Here is a 15,567-nt window from a genome sequence, read left to right as displayed (position 1 = left end):
CGTCAGCCGCCGATCGGTGAGTTCACGGCCACGATGGAAATCGCATCCTCGTTGGCAATGGCCTCAAGCACCTGGGCCACCTTCCCCTTGGGCACCAGCACCTCCACGGCGAGGCCCCCGCCGGACTGGATCAGTCCCGTCGGCTCGAGGATCCGCACGATGCTTGCCCGCCCGACGAGAACCGCCGGGGGCCCGAAGGAGTCGCCGTCGGCCTCCCGGGCCGACCACACGTCCACCACCGATCCCGCGGCCAGACCCGTCGACAGGCGCCCCCGCAGGTCCACGACCAGGCTCGTGACCGATTCGCCGGAGCGGTCGCCCACGGCGGACGTGGGCACCAGCTCTCCGGTGCCAATGGTGCGGGTCACCGTCAGGCCGCCGGCCGGGATCCGGGCCGGGGTGAGGTAGAGCGTGTCGCCGGCTCCCAACCGCACGCGAGTCTCGACGAGGTCCGCCGTGTCGAGACGGTCGCCGACGGTCAAGGGCACCCGGGCGGCGTAGACGGCGACGGTCTGGTCGCTTCCGGCGACGACGACGGCGACGCCCACGATCGACGCGATCACGAGGACCAGCCCGAGTGCGAACCTCGGGTCGAACCAGAACCGCGGCCGGGTGGACGACGCGGCCCGGCCCGGCCCGCCCTCGTGGCGCGTCTTCACCGGTCCACCCCGGCTCTCGGGCACTGCGCCTCCGTGTGAGCCACCCCGTCACCACCTGTCCGCTGTCTTGACCGTGCCCGTCGGCCGCGGGGGCCGACCTCCCTGTGGGTACCATCGTGACCCTCCGCGGACGAGCCCGCTGAAGTTATCCACAGCTCGGGCGCAAGCCGTGCGGGGCCGCCCGGATCGACGGATAATCGTTCGCATGAGCGATCCCGTCTCCTCCGCGTCCGTCGGCAGGTTCCTGACCCTCGCCGACACCGCAGAGATCCTGAACCTCTCCCTCGCCGCCGCCCTCGACCTGGTGCGCACCGGTGAACTTCCGGCCATCCGGATCGGCGCGGCGGGCGCCTGGCGCGTGGAACGGGTGGTTCTCGAGTCGTACATCGAAGCGAAGTACGAAGAGGCCCGGCGGATGTCCCTGTGGGAGCAATCCGACTTCGCGAACATCCCGGAGCTGTCCGGAGGACGGATTCTGCGACCCGACGGGGCCGGGCCGTTCGACGGCGACACCGGCCGCGGGGACGCAGACGTCAACGGAGACGCCGGCGGAGCTCAGTCCAACCGCACCAACTGAATCTGCGGGATCGGCACGATCCGCAGCTGCTGCACCTCGGACGCCCGCCTGAGGGTACCCGGTGCGTGCACGGCCACGTCGACGTGGTCGCGCCCGACCCTGTCGATGGTGCCGGTGACCTGACCCGCACCGGTGTGGATCTGCAGGCTCTTGCGCCGCCGGCAGAGATCGCGCAGCACGAAGGGCAACCCGATCCGGTCCACCATCCGGGCGGGCTCGTCGACGGCCTCCGCCAGGGAGGCGGCCACCTGGTCGGGCTGCAGCACGACGGCCGCGATGGCCGCGAACGGCACGACGCACTGCGGGGTCCCCGTCCCGGCCTCGAGCAGGTCGGCGGCGAGCCAGTCGCGCCCGAAGGTGGTGGGCCGCAGCGTGATCGTCTGGGCGCCGACCAGCACCACCCGCAGCACCCGGGAGGCGGTCGGCCCGTCCTGCACCCCGGTGAGGCGTTGGCGCAGGCCGAGCCGACCCAGGCGCAGCCGTTCCTCTTCCGCGCGCAACTCGGCATCCTCGGCGGTCAGCTCATTCTCGAGCTGACCTTCGAGGTCGTCGAACAGATTGTCCCAGCGCACACCACGACGGTAGTCGGCCACCGCCACGGACGCTGACGTTATCCACAGCCGGCCAAAAGCCTAGACAGGCAGGTTGACGGGTGATTGAGTGTCGGCCAAGGCCTCGGGTTCCACGGGGGTCGATCCGGTGTTCCACTCGCACTACAGCGCCAGCAACGCCCTGCTCTCCTCGCCGACACCACGGATCCACGCATTTGGAGCAACCCATGAGCGATCCACTTGCCGAGCCAGCGCCTGGTCCCATGTCGCAGGCGAACGCGCCCAATCTGCCCGACGCGGCGGGCGGCACGTCCGACGTGTCGACGGGCACACCGTCCGGCGCACCGTCGGGGCAGCCCGCGCGGCGAGGGGGCCACGAGTCGGCCGACGGGTTCCTCGACGATGACTTCTTCGGCCATCAGCCGAGTTCGCGCAGCACGTTGCCGGATCCGGAGCCGTTGCTGGTCAACCTCACCCGGTGTGTGATCGAGGTGCTGGCCGGGGCGAGGGAGCTGGATCAGCTGGCCAGGTGGGTGAGCGACGACGTCTACCGGCACCTGCTCAAACGTGTGGTGCTCTCGGCCCGGGCGCGGGCAGTGAAGGGCCAGCGGGCTCAGCGCCCGGCCATCATGATCGGCCGGGTCACCATCAACGAGCCCAGGGACGGCATCATCGAGGCCGTGGTGATCGTGCACAGCAAGGTGCGGGTGCGGGCGGTGGCAGTGCGCCTGGAGGGGCTGGACAACCGGTGGCGGGCCAGCGCCATCAACGTGCTGTGACGCGGCGGCAGGAACATCCACCGCCCGAGCGAGTGCCCCGCCGGCCCAAATACTGCCCGCGCGGACAACTGTGCCCGGCATACCGGACGCAATTGTCCGGACCGGGCACAGTTCCGTTACGGAGGGCTTTTACTTCTTCTTGCCCTGCGCGCGTCGCTCGGTGCGGTTGTTGGCCGCCGGGGTCTCGCCCTCGGCGCGCTGGCCGAAGGCGCCGCGCTGGGGCGGGCCGGTGGGAGCGGCCTCGGCCGGTTCGGCGGGTGCGGACGCCACGGCGGCGCGGCGAGCCCGGTCCGTCGCGGCCTGCTGGATCTGGCCGCGCTGGTTGCGCACCTCGACTCCGCCGGAGTCGCTCGGAGCGGTGAAGCTCAGCTTCTCCTCGGACGATTCGGCGGGGGGCGTGAGTCCCTTGGCCGCGACGACGGGGGCGTCGACCGCGCCGGCGGGCTGGGAGACCTCGACCTCGAGGTTGAACAGGAAGCCGACGGTCTCCTCGCGGATCTGGCCCATCATCTGCTGGAACATGGCGAAACCCTCGCGCTGGTACTCGACCAGCGGGTCACGCTGCGCCATGGCGCGCAGGCCGATGCCGTCCTTGAGGTAGTCCATCTCGTAGAGGTGCTCGCGCCAGCGACGGTCGATGACCGACAGCACCACACGACGTTCGAGCTCGCGCATGGCCGGGGAGCCCAGTGATTCCTCACGACGGGCGTAGGCGACCTTGGCGTCGGAGATGATCTCCCGGCGCATGAAGTCGCGGTTGATCTTGCCCTTGTTGCCCGCTTCTGCGATGACCTCGTCGATGGTCAGGCCCACCGGGTAGAGGGTCTTCAGCTCGGTCCACAGGGCGTCGAAGTCCCAGTCGTCGCCGTTGCCCTCGCCGGTGTGCACCTCGAGCACCTCGTCGATGACGTCTTCGAGGAAGCGCTGGGTGCGCTCGTGCAGGTCGTCGCCCTCGAGGATGTGCCGGCGGTCGCCGTAGATCGCTTCGCGCTGGCGGTTGAGGACGTCGTCGTACTTGAGCACGTTCTTGCGGATCTCGGCGTTGCGGCCCTCGACCTGGGACTGGGCGCTGCGGATGGCGCGGCTGACGACCTTGGATTCGATGGCCATGTCGTCGGGCACACCCTGGCGGCCCATCAGGCTCTCGGCGGCACCGGCGTTGAACAGGCGCATCAGGTCGTCGGTCAGCGAGAGGTAGAAACGGCTCTCACCCGGGTCGCCCTGACGGCCGCTGCGGCCGCGGAGCTGGTTGTCGATGCGGCGGGATTCGTGGCGCTCGGTGCCGAGCACGTAGAGTCCGCCGGCGGCGATGACCTTCTCAGCCTCCTCGGAGACCTCGGCCTTGACGGCGGCGAAGACGTCGTCCCATTCCTTCTCGTACTCGTCGGGGGTCTCCACCGGGCTCAGGCCCTTGGCGTTCATCGCGGCGACAGCGAGGAACTCGGCGTTGCCGCCGAGCATCACGTCGGTTCCACGGCCGGCCATGTTGGTGGCGACGGTGACGGAGCCGAGGCGCCCGGCCTGGGCGACGATCGCGGCCTCGCGAGCGTGGTTCTTCGCGTTGAGGACCTCGTGGCGGACACCCTTCTTCGCCAGCAGGCGGGACAGGTATTCGCTCTTCTCGACGCTCGTGGTGCCGACCAGGACCGGCTGGCCCTTCTCGTGGCGTTCGACGATGTCCTCGACGACCTGGCCGAACTTGGCTTCCTCGTTCTTGTAGATCAGGTCGGACTGGTCGATGCGCTGCATCGGCTTGTTGGTGGGGATCGCGACGACGCCGAGCTTGTAGGTGCTCATGAACTCGGCGGCCTCGGTCTCGGCCGTTCCGGTCATGCCGGAGATCTTGGAGTACAGCCGGAAGTAGTTCTGCAGGGTCACCGTGGCGAGAGTCTGGTTCTCGGCCTTCACGGCGACGCCCTCCTTGGCCTCGATGGCCTGGTGGATGCCCTCGTTGTAACGGCGGCCCATCAGGATACGGCCGGTGTGCTCGTCGACGATGAGCACCTCGCCGTTCATGACGACGTAGTCCTTGTCCTTCTTGAACAGGGCGTTGGCCTTGATGGCGTTGTTGAGGAACGAGATCAACGGGGTGTTCGCGGACTCGTACAGGTTGTCGATGCCGAGGTAGTCCTCGACCTTTTCAATACCGGGTTCGAGCACACCCACGGTGCGCTTCTTCTCGTCGACCTCGAAGTCCTCGTCGGGGACGAGACGCTTGGCGAGGCTGGCGAACTCGGTGAACCAGCGGTTCGCCTCGCCCGACGCGGGGCCGGAGATGATCAGCGGGGTGCGGGCCTCGTCGATGAGGATCGAGTCGACCTCGTCGACGATGGCGAAGTAGTGGCCGCGCTGCACCATGTCGGTGGCCTGCCACGCCATGTTGTCGCGCAGATAGTCGAAGCCGAACTCGTTGTTCGTGCCGTAGGTGATGTCGCAGGCATACTGCTCACGGCGCACGGCGGGAGTCTGGCCGGAGACGATGCAGCCTGTGGTCATGCCCAGGGCGCGGAACACGCGGCCCATCAGCTCGCTCTGGTAGCTGGCGAGATAGTCGTTCACCGTGATCACGTGCACACCACGGCTGGTGATGGCGTTGAGGTAGGCCGCCGTCGTGGCGACCAGGGTCTTGCCCTCACCGGTCTTCATCTCGGCGATGTTGCCGAGGTGCAGGGCCGCCCCGCCCATCAGCTGCACGTCGAAGTGACGCAAGCCCAGGGTTCGGGTGGAGGCTTCGCGCACGGCGGCGAACGCCTCGGGCAGCAAGTCATCCAGTGACTCGCCGCCCGAGTAACGCTCACGCAACTGCACGGTTTCGTTCTTCAACTCCTCATCGCTGAGGGTGCTGAAGTCATCTTCCAGCGCATTGATGGCCTTCGCATAGCTCTCGAGCCGGCGCAGAATGCGCCCCTCGCCAACACGAAGAACTTTTTCCAGGATTGAGGCCACGAATGCACTCCACTAGTCGTCACGGCGTGTGAACACGCCTGTCGTCCGGTCGGACGCACGTAGCGCCGACCTAGCCGGCAACTATAGCAATGCTAGTTGGTCAGGAGCTGGACTCGCTGGACGCCGTCGCCAGCACCCTGCCCTCCTCGGCATTCGGGTCCAATTCGATGACGCCGTAGTCCCACCCCTTGCGGCGGTAGACCACGCTGGGTCGGTGCGTCTCGGCGTCCTGGAACAGGTAGAAGTCGTGTCCGACCAGTTCCATGAAGTAGAGGGCATCGTCGACGGTCATGGGAGCGGCCGAGAAGACCTTGCGGCGGATGACGACGGGCGAATATGCCTCTTCGACGTCCTCGGCGGCGGCGGTCTCGTCCTGCACGACCGGGATCGCACCGGTGCGCACACGCTCCAGGGTCTCTCCGTCGGCCGGGATGATGTCGATCACCGCGAACCCCGTGGAGGACGCGTCGTGCAGCGACGTCGGGCGGTGTGCGCCTCCGCGGTGCACCTTCTTGCGGTCCTTCGCGCGGCGAACCCGTTCGAGCAACCGTCCGAGAGCGATGTCGAAGGCGGCGTACTTGTCGCCTCCCTCGGCCTCGGCCCGCACGATGGGGCCCTTGCCGATGAGGGTGAGCTCCACACGGTCGTTACCGGCGGCGCCGCTCTTCTCGGTGTGACGACTGACCTTGATTTCCAGGGCGAGGGCCTTCTCGGCGAGGCCGGCGATCTTCTCGGCCTTCTCCGTCGCATAATCCCGGAAGCGATCAGTGATCCCCAGGTTTCGTCCAACGATGTTAGTTTCCATGACGACCTCCAGATCTGGCGAACCGCCCCTGATCCGGGCGATTGGTACGCGCCTTTGGCCCTACCGTAGTCGTGCGGGCTGGATAAGTCACAGTATTTGTCAATCTGTTTCCGGTGAACTCTCGGTGACGGGATGACGCCGCCGGGTTTCCGCCACGGTCGCCGCGCCGATCACCTCCCCACCGGCGAGACGGATGGCACGCCGCGCGTCGAGCAGGGTGGCCCCGGTCGTGACGATGTCGTCGACGAGCAGCACCCGGTGCCCCGCGAGCCGCCGAGTGGGGACCAGCGCGCCCGTGCGATTGTCCAGCCGCTCCTGCCGGCCGAGGCCCACCTGGTCGGCGACCCGGCCGCCCGGCCGCAGCAGCCGCACGGGGCGGAGTTCCGCCCGGCGCAGCAGCAGCTCCACGGGGGCGAACCCCCTCGCCCGCCAGGCCCGCCGTGAGGACGGCACGGCCACGAGCAGGACGCCCTCCACAGCCGCCGGCGGCCGCCCGGCCCCACCGGGTGCGGCCGACGTCGGTGCGGCCGCCAGGGCGGCTCCCACGGCGGCGCGCAGGGCTCCGGCGAGCGCCGGCGCGGCGTCGGTGCGGCCACCGTCCTTGTAGGCCAGGAGAACCCGGGCGGCCACGTCGCGGTACTCCAGGGCCGACCAGATCGTGAGGTCGTTGCGCGTGCTGAGCGCCGGGGCGGGCCGGAGGGCAGCGGCGCAGCCGGAGCAGAGGGCCCGGTCCACGGCTCCGCAGCCGCTGCAGTCTGTGGGCATCAGCACCGCCCAGGCGTCCAGGACGGCGGCCGGAGCGGCGGCGAGCAGGGTGCGGAAGGGCTGCGAGGACATCATCGCGCCAGCCTGGTTGCGACGGCCTCGTCTCCGACGCTGCCGGCCGCATCCGTGCACGGCCGCGGCCCGGCGGGCCCTGTGCAGGAGCGGCCTGTGCAGGAGGCGCCCGGGCCGGCCCTACCGGATCAGCCGCCGATGCCCTGCTGGGTGGCCACCAGGGTGACGCCGTCGATGCGTTCCTGCCAGCCGACGCCGCGCTGCACCAGGAGGGCGCCCTCGCTGTTCAACGCACGCAGGTCGCGCAGCAAGTTGCTGCCCGTGATGCTCCTGATCCCCATCGATGATTCGAGCGGCACGCTCGTGCCGCCGATCTCGTGGGAAACCATGCGGTCCTCGCCGTCGGGCTGCACGCTGAGGTACGCCACGGTGCTCTGGTCGATCCAGGTCGCGTCCACCGGGGTCCCCGTGTCGGTCGCGAGCTGCACGGGATCGCCCAGTCCCACCGGTGCGCCGTTCTCCCGCAGCACCGCCGCCACGACCAGCCGGGTCTCCCCCGCGGTGTTCAGCAGCGCGATCACCCGGGTCCCGTCCCTGGAAACCTTGAGGGCGGCGATCGTCGACGCATCCTGCCAGGGGGTGGGCACCGCTACCGCGGCGCCCTGGGTGTTGTACACGAAGAGTTCGTTGGGCCGGTCGGCGGGTACCGACCAGATATACGCGGATCCGTCGATCGCCGGCGCGATCAGGTTGCGCCTCGGGTCGAGCAGTCTCGCGTCGTCGCCCACCCGGATGCCGTACACCCCGTCGTTGGTGAGAACGGCCGCCGCCGTCTGTGACGGCGACAGGGTGACCGCGGTGGGCTGGAGGGCGGCGATGCCCTCGGACAGCCCGGGCAGGGCCGTGATGGTCTTGCCGGTCGCCGCCAGGAAACCGAATTCGCCGTCGCGCAGGACCAATGCCCGCGCATCCACCCGCGGGTTGACCTCGGGCTCGTTGGCGCCGAGCGTGCCGATGTCCTGCGAGTTGCGGTTAATGGTGATGGTGACCGTGAGCCCGCTCGGCAGGCTCTGCTCGAGTTGGCGTTTCATCCGCTGCAGGGTGATCCGGTCGGCGTTGAGGGCCTCGCTGTTCAGGTCCACCTTCGCGTCCCTGGCCACCACAGTGACGGCGTCGGCGGTGAGGGCCGTGCCCTCGGGGAACGCGCTCGACACGGCGCCGACGAGCCATTCGCTCGGGCCGCCGAGCACGCCGTTGACGATCTTGGTCGGGGTGGATGCGCCGCGCGGGAACCAGCGCACATCGGGCACCAGGAAGAGGAAGTCCGGATCGTAGAAATACAGCGACTGGGCGCTGAAGACATCCTTGAAGGTGGTCTGGTCGAGCACGGTGCCGTTCGGGGCGGCGCTGATCCGCCACTCCCCGTCCACCTGGGCGAACGCGTACCGCAGCGGCACGCTGGCCGAGAGGGCTTCCTCGTGGTATTCGCCGATCGCGTTCACCTCGGCGACGGGGCGCACCGAGAATTGCATGGTGTGGTCGTCGACGGGGGTGATGCTGCGCCCGGAGAGGTCGTCGACGGTGACCCCGGTGTCCGATTTCCAGGAGTCGGCGAAGTCCGTGGTGAGGAACTCCCGGGCGATCTCGTAGTTGTTGTCCGGGCTGGTGCCCGCGGCGATGAACCCGGTGAGGACCTCCTCCATGCTCGCCCCGGCCTGCGGCCGGAACGGCAGGAACACCGGAGGCGGGTTCTCGCCCGTCACGGCGTCCTGACCGGCCTGCACCGACCCGCTCCGGGGGATGCTCGAACATCCGGTGAGCAGCACGGCCAGCGCCGTGACGACGGCGAGGAGCCTGGTGGGGCTACGCATGGTGGTCTCTTCTCGGCTCGGCGTGCGGCGACACGAATCCGGGCGCGGCGGCATCCGCCGGCGGGAGGGGGTTCGGCGACACCTTGAGCGAACCGCTCTTGCGGCGGGGCAGGGTCAACCGGAAGCTGGAGCCCGCTCCGGGGCTGGACCAGACCTGCAGCCAGCCGCGGTGGGCGGTGGCGTCCTCGAGCGAGATCGCCAGGCCCAGCCCGGTGCCGCCGATGGTGCGTTTGCGGGACGGGTCGGCCCGCCAGAACCTGTCGAAGACGTGCAGGATCTCGGCCTGGGTCATGCCCATGCCGTAGTCGCGCACCGACAGGGCCACGGCTGACTCGTTGCTGTCCACCGACACGATGATGGGTTTGCCCTCACCGTGCTCGATGGCATTGCCGATGAGGTTGTTCACGATCCGGCGCACCCGGCGGGGGTCCATCTCGGCGGCGAGATGACCACCGGGCGCGATCAGGCTGATCTCGCTGCCCTTGGACTCACCGAGCGAGCGCATGCCGTCGATGACGTCCTCGGCCAGGTGCACCAGGTTGGTGGGTTCGGATTCGAGCTCGACGGAGCCGGCGTCGTACCGGCTGATCTCGAGAAGGTCGGAGAGCAGCAACTCGAAGCGTTCCACCTGGGTGTGCAGCAGTTCCGCGGTGCGTTCGGTGGCGGGCGGGAACGTGGTGCGCTGGTCGTAGAGCAGGTCGCCGGCCAGCCGGATCGTGGTCAGCGGCGTGCGCAGCTCGTGCGAGACGTCGGAGACGAAGCGCTGTTGCACCTCGGAGAGGTCCGCCAGCTCCTTGATCTGGCTCTGCAGGCTGTCGGCCATGCCGTTGAACGACCGGGCCAGGGTGGCGATCACGTCCTCACCCTTCTCGGGGATGCGCACGCCCAGATCCCCCGAGGCCAGCTTCTGGCTGGTCTCGGCGGCGACCTGGATCGGGGTGACCACGAACCGCACGACGATCCAGGTGACCGCGCCGATCAGCAGGATCAGGGCGAGCCCGGCGCCGCCCAGGGTGCGTTGCACGAACAGGAGCGTCGATTCGGCGTCGGCCAGGCTGTAACCGATGTAGAGCTCGTACCGGCCCGCGACGGGAACCGTGATCTGGGATCCCACGACGATGCCCGGAACCGACGACCCGTCGTCCGAGAACAGCGTCACGGATTGCCAGAACTGCCCGTCACCGTCCTGTTGCACGGCCTTGCGCAATTCGGGGGCGATGACGGCAGTGGAGGTGCCGAAGGTGGAGGAGTCCTGCGGCGCGACGGTGGAGGACTCCTGGCCCGGCACCCGGAACAGGGCCACAAGCCGGCTGGAGGACGCGGCGGAGATCGAGGTGCGCGCCGATTCCAGCAGCGTCTGCACCTGCACCCTGTCGACAGCGTCGGACGAGTCGAGGATGCCCTGGGCCGCGGATGTGGCCCGGTTCGAGTCCACCAGCACCTGGTTGAGCCGGGACTGGAAGAGGTCGTTGCCGACGCTGACGGACATGTAGACGCCCACCAGCGCGATGGCCGCACTGGCCGCCGCCACGGTGATGGCCACGGTGCGCCACTGCAGCGACCGCCGCCAGCCGCGGCGGAACCGGCGCATCGAACGCCGCCACGACCCCCACGAGCGCCAGTCGACCCTGTTCACGTCGAACCGCGCAGACACCGCGGGACCTAGCCGGCCGCGCCGGCCCGGTAGCCGACACCGCGCACGGTCATCACGATGCGCGGGTTGTCCGGATCGTCTTCGACCTTGGCGCGCAGCCGCTGCACGTGCACGTTCACCAGCCGGGTATCGGCCTTGTAGTGGTAGCCCCACACCTGCTCGAGCAACATCTCGCGGGTGAAGACCTGTTGCGGCTTGGAGGCCAGGGCCAGCAGCAGATCGAACTCCAGCGGGGTGAGGTTGATGCTCTGGTCACCACGCTTGACCTCGTGACCGGCGGCATCCACGATGAGGTCGCCGATCTGCAGGCTCGCGGGCGCCTCCGCGGGAACGGGGCGGAGTCTCGTGCGGATCCGGGCGACCAGTTCCTTGGGGTTGAACGGTTTGACCATGTAGTCGTCTGCGCCCGACTCCAGGCCCTTGACCACATCCGTCGTATCGGACTTGGCCGTGAGCATGATGATGGGGGTACCGGATTCGGCGCGGATGAGCGTGCAGACCTCGATGCCGTCCAGACCCGGCAGCATCAGGTCCAGGAGCACGAGGTCGGGGGCGACGCTGTGGAACGCGTCGAGCGCCAACGAGCCGTCCGCGCAGAAATGCGGCTCGAAGCCTTCGCCCTGCAGCACGATGCCGATCATCTCAGCCAGTGCGGGGTCATCGTCGACAACCAAAATGCGTGAGTTCATACATCCGTTTTCCGCCCGGTCACCGGGCAATTACGCGCACAACGCGGGCAATCTCTGGCACAAGAGTAGTCGACGCGGCCCTGAGATTTCTGACAGGCACCCGCGCGGCGCCAGGGTATGCCAGCATGGAGGCGTGACGGACCCCGACTGGCACCCCCCGACGAACACTCCGGACGTACCGCGCTACGGCGCGTACGGCCCTGGCGGGCAGCCCGGATACCCGCCGCCACCCGGTGGACAGTGGGCCAACACCGCGCCGCCGGCCTGGACCCCGCCGCCGAAGCCGGGCCTCATCCCGCTGCGGCCGCTGGGCTTCGGCACGCTGCTCGGCGCCCCGTTCCAGGTGTTGCGCCGCAACCCGAAGGCCACCTTCGGCAGTGCCCTGCTGGTGCAGGGCATCACCGTGCTGGTGACCCTCCTGGTCGTGGGCGTGGTCACCTGGATCGCATTCGGCCGGGTCGACGCCGCACCCGCCGACGAACAGGATGCCGTCGAGGCCGGCGCGGTCCTGGCGATCGTGCTGTCCGCCCTCGTGCCGATCGCCCTGTCCATCGTGGCGTCGGCGTTGCTGCAGGGCGTCATCGTGCTCGAGGTCGCCCGGGCCACGCTCGGCGAGAAACTCCGGCTGACGGCGCTGTGGCGCCAGATCGGCCGGCGGGTATGGCCTCTGGTGGGCTGGACCGTGCTCCTGGGCGCGGCGCTGCTGGTCGGGGTCCTCCTGGTCGGCGGCCTGGTCTTCGTCTGCGCGCTGCTCGGCGGGGCCTGGATCGCCCTGGCCGTGGTCATCGGGGTCTTCGGTGGGCTCGCCCTGCTCGCCGCCGCCGCGTGGGTGGGCACCAAGACGGCCATCGTGCCGAGCCTGATCGTGCTGGAGCGACTGGGCATCCGACGTGCCATCCGACGCTCATGGTCGCTCACCACCGGTTTCTTCTGGCGCACCCTGGGCGTGCTGCTGCTCATCGCCGTGATCGTGAACGTCATCGCGCAGATCGTCACAACTCCGTTGACGCTGCTGTTCAGCGTGGTCACCAGCCTGATCGACCCGACTGCCGCCTTCGAGGCCTACATCCCGGCGGCGCTGCTCTACATCCTCACGATCCTGATCGCCGCCGTGATCGGCGCGGTGACGGCCGTCGTGCAGTCGGCCGCCGTCGCCCTGGTCTACATCGACCTGCGGATGCGCAAGGAAGGGCTCGACCTCGAGCTGCAGCGTTTCGTCGAAGCGGTTCCCGGTGACCGCGCGGACCCGTATCTCGTGCCGGCCCAGGGTACGCCCGCAGCCGACGTGCCCCCTGCCGGCCCGGGGGCGCCCTGGGCATGATCGTGGTGTGGGGGCGTGGACTGGCGTGGCTCGGGATCCCGGTGGATCCCGACGCGCCCGAGGCGCAGCAGTGGCTGCGGGACGAGCTTGCCAAGGCTCCGTACCAGGCGGCCCAGCCGACCTGGTTCGACCGGCTGAGCCAGGCGATCCTCGACTGGCTCTCCTCGCTCTCCTTCACCGGTGACGGCAGCAGCGCCTGGATCCCCGTGGTCGGCGCCCTCGTGGGCATCGCCGTTCTCGTTGCGGCGGTGCTGATCTTCGGACTGCCCCGGCGGGAACGGCGCCGCCAGCGCGCCGCCGGGCTCTTCGCCGCCGACGACCGCCGGAGCGCCGACCAGATGCGCCGCGCCGCGCAGGCCGCCGCCGGTGCCGGTGACTGGTCCCTGGCCAGTGCGGAGCAGTTCCGGGCGATCGCCCAATCCCTGGCCGAACGCACGATTCTCCGGCCCACGCCGGGCACCACCGCACACAGCGTCGCCGAGCTGGCCGCGGAGGCCTTCCCGGCGGAACGCGACAGGTTGCGAGAGGGCGCGACAGTGTTCGAGAGCGTGCGCTACCTGGGCGGCACGGGCACCGAAGCCGGTTATCGGGCGCTGCTCGCCCTCGACGCCGCCCTCGTGGCCGCCCGCCCCCGGCTGACGGCACCGACGCCGGTGGCGCCGTGAGCGGCCCCGTCGCGCCGGCCCGGCCGGCCGCGCCGGCCTCGAGCACGCCCACAGTGCGCGCCGCGCTGCGTCGATCGGTGTTCTGGGTGGTGGCCGGGCTCGGCGCACTGCTTGTCGCCGTCATCGCCTTCGTCATCACCGGGGTCGCCGGCACCAGTGGTCCCCCGCTCGCCGCGGACAGCCCGAACCCGGGTGGCGGTATGGCCGTCGTCGAGGTGCTGCGTCAGCAGGGGGTCACCGTGCTGCCGGTCGACACCCTCGACGAGGCCGCCGCAGCGGTCGACGCCGACCCGACGGCGACCGTGTTCGTCTCCGACGCATCCGGATATCTCACCGCCGACCGACTCACCGAACTGGGCACGCTGGCCCCGCACACCGTCGTGGCCGACCCCGATTTCCGGCTCTTGCAGGTGTTGGCCCCCGAGGTGGGATTCGGCGGTGTCTCCACCGCGGACAAGCTCACCGCCCAGTGCGAGCTCCCGGCCGCGGAGCGTGCCGGCAGCATCTCCCCCGGCGGCAAGACGTTGGGCCTGCCGGCGGGCAGCGTCGGCTACACGGGCTGTTTCCCCGGCGACGGCTCCACGTTCTCCGTCGTCGAACGGGTCACGGATGGCCGCACCCTCACGCTGGTCGCCGACACGTCGGTGTTCGCCAACGATGAGATCGCCACCTTCGGTAACGCCGCGCTGGCCCTGAGCCTGCTCGGCCAGGACGACACCCTGGTCTGGTACCTGCCGACGATCGGTGACGTCGCCGCCACCGGGCCGCCGTCGCTCGGCGATCTGACTCCCGGGTGGGTGACGCCGGTGATGGTGCTCCTGTTCGTCGTGGCGATTACGGCCATGGTGTGGCGGGGCCGCCGTTTCGGCCCCCTCGTCGCCGAAGACCTGCCCGTGGTGGTGCGCGCCAGCGAGACCATGGAGGGCCGCGCCCGGCTCTACGCCCGGGGCAACGCACGGCTGCGGGCGATCGACGCGATCCGTATCGGTGCCGTCACGCGCATGGCCCGGGCCGCCGGTCTGCCGCGCACCGCGGCGCTGGACGACGTGGTGCGCACGGTTGCCGCGCTCACCGGCCGCGACCCCGTCGGCGTGCACACGCTGCTCGTCGGCGACGTGCCGGCCACCGACGCGGCCCTGATGCGCCTGTCTGATGCCGTCGCCGAACTCGAGGCAGCCACCATCCGGGCCGTGCGCCCGCCCGGCTCCGCCCCAGACTCTCCCCCGTCAACCGGAAGAATGGAACCATGACCAGTCACGCCGCGACATCCGCCGAGACCTCCCCGCCGGCCGAGGTGCCCGTACCAGACGCCGCCACCCCGGTCGATGAGCTGCGCCGGGCCCTGGCCCAGGTGCGTACCGAGGTCGGCAAGGCCGTCGTCGGTCAGGACGGCGCGGTCACCGGCCTGATCATCGCCCTGCTGGCCCGCGGGCATGTGCTCCTCGAGGGTGTTCCCGGAGTCGCCAAGACGTTGCTGGTGCGCTCGCTCAGCCACGCGCTGAGCCTGGACACCAAGCGGGTGCAGTTCACCCCCGACCTGATGCCCGGCGATGTCACGGGCTCGCTCATCTACGACGCGAAGGCCGGCGAGTTCGAGTTCCGCAACGGGCCGGTGTTCACGAACATCCTGCTCGCCGACGAGATCAACCGCACGCCGCCGAAGACGCAGTCCGCGCTGTTGGAGGCCATGGAGGAACGCCAGGTGAGCGTGGACGGGCTCTCCCTGGCCCTGCCAGAGCCCTTCATCGTCGCGGCGACCATGAACCCGATCGAATACGAGGGCACCTACACGCTGCCCGAAGCGCAGCTGGACCGGTTCCTGCTCAAGCTCGTGCTCGATATCCCCGAGCGGGACGTGGAGCTCGAGGTCCTGCGCCGGCACGCAACCGGGTTCAGCCCGCGCGACCTGACCGCGGCCGGGGTCACCCCGGTGCTCGGCGCGGCCGACCTGGCCGCCGCGCAGGCATCCGTCGCCGCCGTCGGCGCCAGCCCGGATGTGCTCGCCTACATCGTCGACCTGGCCAGGGCCACCCGGCAGAGCCCCTCGGCCAAGCTGGGCGTGAGCCCCCGCGGCACCACGGCGCTGCTCGCCAGCGCCAAGGCCTGGGCCTGGCTGAGCGGCTATGCGTCGATCACGCCCGACCATGTCCAGGCGATGGTCCTGCCGGTCTGGCGGCACCGCATCCAGCTGCGCCCCGAGGCCGAGCTGGAAGGCATCACCGTCGACGCCATCCTGCACGGCGTGCTGCAGCAGGTCCAGGTTCCGATCTAAC

General features: G+C 69.8%; 14 protein-coding genes. 6 read left to right on the top strand and 8 right to left on the bottom strand.

Annotation, left to right across the window (positions count from 1 at the left end; all coding sequences use genetic code 11):
* Nucleotides 1-2: 2 nt before the first annotated feature.
* The gene (locus PA27867_RS03455) at nucleotides 3-659 is read right to left on the bottom strand and encodes a hypothetical protein (RefSeq protein ID WP_066593205.1); all 657 of its coding nucleotides are present in this window, start codon (nucleotides 657-659) and stop codon (nucleotides 3-5) included.
* A 205-nt stretch (nucleotides 660-864) separates the two neighbouring features.
* Between PA27867_RS03455 and PA27867_RS21380 the strand changes: the two genes are divergently transcribed.
* Entirely contained in the window at nucleotides 865-1,236 is a 372-nt protein-coding gene (locus tag PA27867_RS21380) for a helix-turn-helix domain-containing protein (RefSeq protein WP_066593202.1), read from the top strand.
* Here PA27867_RS21380 and PA27867_RS03445 read toward each other — a convergent pair.
* On the bottom strand, nucleotides 1,215-1,835 hold the full coding sequence (locus PA27867_RS03445) for a hypothetical protein (RefSeq protein WP_236900822.1): 621 nt from the start codon (nucleotides 1,833-1,835) through the stop codon (nucleotides 1,215-1,217). The two genes, PA27867_RS21380 and PA27867_RS03445, sit on opposite strands and share 22 nt — an antisense overlap.
* A 179-nt stretch (nucleotides 1,836-2,014) precedes the next feature.
* Between PA27867_RS03445 and PA27867_RS03440 the strand changes: the two genes are divergently transcribed.
* The gene (locus tag PA27867_RS03440) at nucleotides 2,015-2,566 is read left to right on the top strand and encodes an Rv3235 family protein (RefSeq protein ID WP_236900821.1); all 552 of its coding nucleotides are present in this window, start codon (nucleotides 2,015-2,017) and stop codon (nucleotides 2,564-2,566) included.
* A gap of 129 nt (nucleotides 2,567-2,695) precedes the next feature.
* On the opposite strand, the gene secA is transcribed toward PA27867_RS03440, so the two are convergent.
* The 6 genes from secA to mtrA form a co-directional block, all read right to left on the bottom strand.
* A complete protein-coding gene (gene secA / locus PA27867_RS03435) occupies nucleotides 2,696-5,512 on the bottom strand; it encodes a preprotein translocase subunit SecA (protein WP_066593200.1) in 2,817 nt (938 codons plus the stop codon).
* A 100-nt stretch (nucleotides 5,513-5,612) separates the two neighbouring features.
* The gene (hpf, locus tag PA27867_RS03430; protein WP_066593194.1) at nucleotides 5,613-6,317 is read right to left on the bottom strand and encodes a ribosome hibernation-promoting factor, HPF/YfiA family; all 705 of its coding nucleotides are present in this window, start codon (nucleotides 6,315-6,317) and stop codon (nucleotides 5,613-5,615) included.
* A 99-nt stretch (nucleotides 6,318-6,416) separates the two neighbouring features.
* Nucleotides 6,417-7,157, bottom strand: coding sequence for a ComF family protein (locus tag PA27867_RS03425; protein ID WP_167550818.1), 741 nt, complete (start codon nucleotides 7,155-7,157; stop codon nucleotides 6,417-6,419).
* A 125-nt stretch (nucleotides 7,158-7,282) separates the two neighbouring features.
* Nucleotides 7,283-8,965 carry an LpqB family beta-propeller domain-containing protein gene (locus PA27867_RS03420; protein ID WP_066593192.1) on the bottom strand — a complete coding sequence of 561 codons (1,683 nt, stop codon included), beginning with the start codon at nucleotides 8,963-8,965 and terminating at the stop codon, nucleotides 7,283-7,285.
* A complete protein-coding gene (mtrB, locus tag PA27867_RS03415; protein ID WP_066593189.1) occupies nucleotides 8,958-10,556 on the bottom strand; it encodes an MtrAB system histidine kinase MtrB in 1,599 nt (532 codons plus the stop codon). The genes PA27867_RS03420 and mtrB overlap by 8 nt, the downstream gene beginning before the upstream one ends.
* Nucleotides 10,557-10,627: 71 nt before the next feature.
* Nucleotides 10,628-11,308 (bottom strand): MtrAB system response regulator MtrA, encoded by a 681-nt coding sequence (gene mtrA, locus PA27867_RS03410; protein ID WP_066593182.1) that lies wholly within the window; start codon nucleotides 11,306-11,308, stop codon nucleotides 10,628-10,630.
* A 133-nt stretch (nucleotides 11,309-11,441) separates the two neighbouring features.
* Between mtrA and PA27867_RS03405 the strand changes: the two genes are divergently transcribed.
* From PA27867_RS03405 to PA27867_RS03390, 4 genes are read left to right on the top strand one after another with little or no spacing between them, the layout of a single operon-like run.
* Entirely contained in the window at nucleotides 11,442-12,629 is a 1,188-nt protein-coding gene (locus PA27867_RS03405; protein WP_066593179.1) for a hypothetical protein, read from the top strand.
* 41 nt (nucleotides 12,630-12,670) lie between these two features.
* Nucleotides 12,671-13,294 (top strand): DUF4129 domain-containing protein, encoded by a 624-nt coding sequence (locus PA27867_RS03400; protein ID WP_236900820.1) that lies wholly within the window; start codon nucleotides 12,671-12,673, stop codon nucleotides 13,292-13,294.
* Nucleotides 13,291-14,544, top strand: a complete 1,254-nt coding sequence (locus tag PA27867_RS03395; RefSeq protein WP_066593174.1) for a DUF4350 domain-containing protein — start codon at nucleotides 13,291-13,293, stop codon at nucleotides 14,542-14,544. The genes PA27867_RS03400 and PA27867_RS03395 overlap by 4 nt, the downstream gene beginning before the upstream one ends.
* Nucleotides 14,541-15,566, top strand: coding sequence for an AAA family ATPase (locus PA27867_RS03390; RefSeq protein WP_084020630.1), 1,026 nt, complete (start codon nucleotides 14,541-14,543; stop codon nucleotides 15,564-15,566). The genes PA27867_RS03395 and PA27867_RS03390 overlap by 4 nt, the downstream gene beginning before the upstream one ends.
* Nucleotide 15,567: the final 1 nt, after the last annotated feature.

The organism is Cryobacterium arcticum, assembly GCF_001679725.1.
Taxonomy (GTDB): domain Bacteria; phylum Actinomycetota; class Actinomycetes; order Actinomycetales; family Microbacteriaceae; genus Cryobacterium; species Cryobacterium arcticum_A.
The sequence above is the reverse complement of the archived record's forward strand: the minus strand, read 5'-3'. Positions and strand labels throughout refer to the sequence as shown.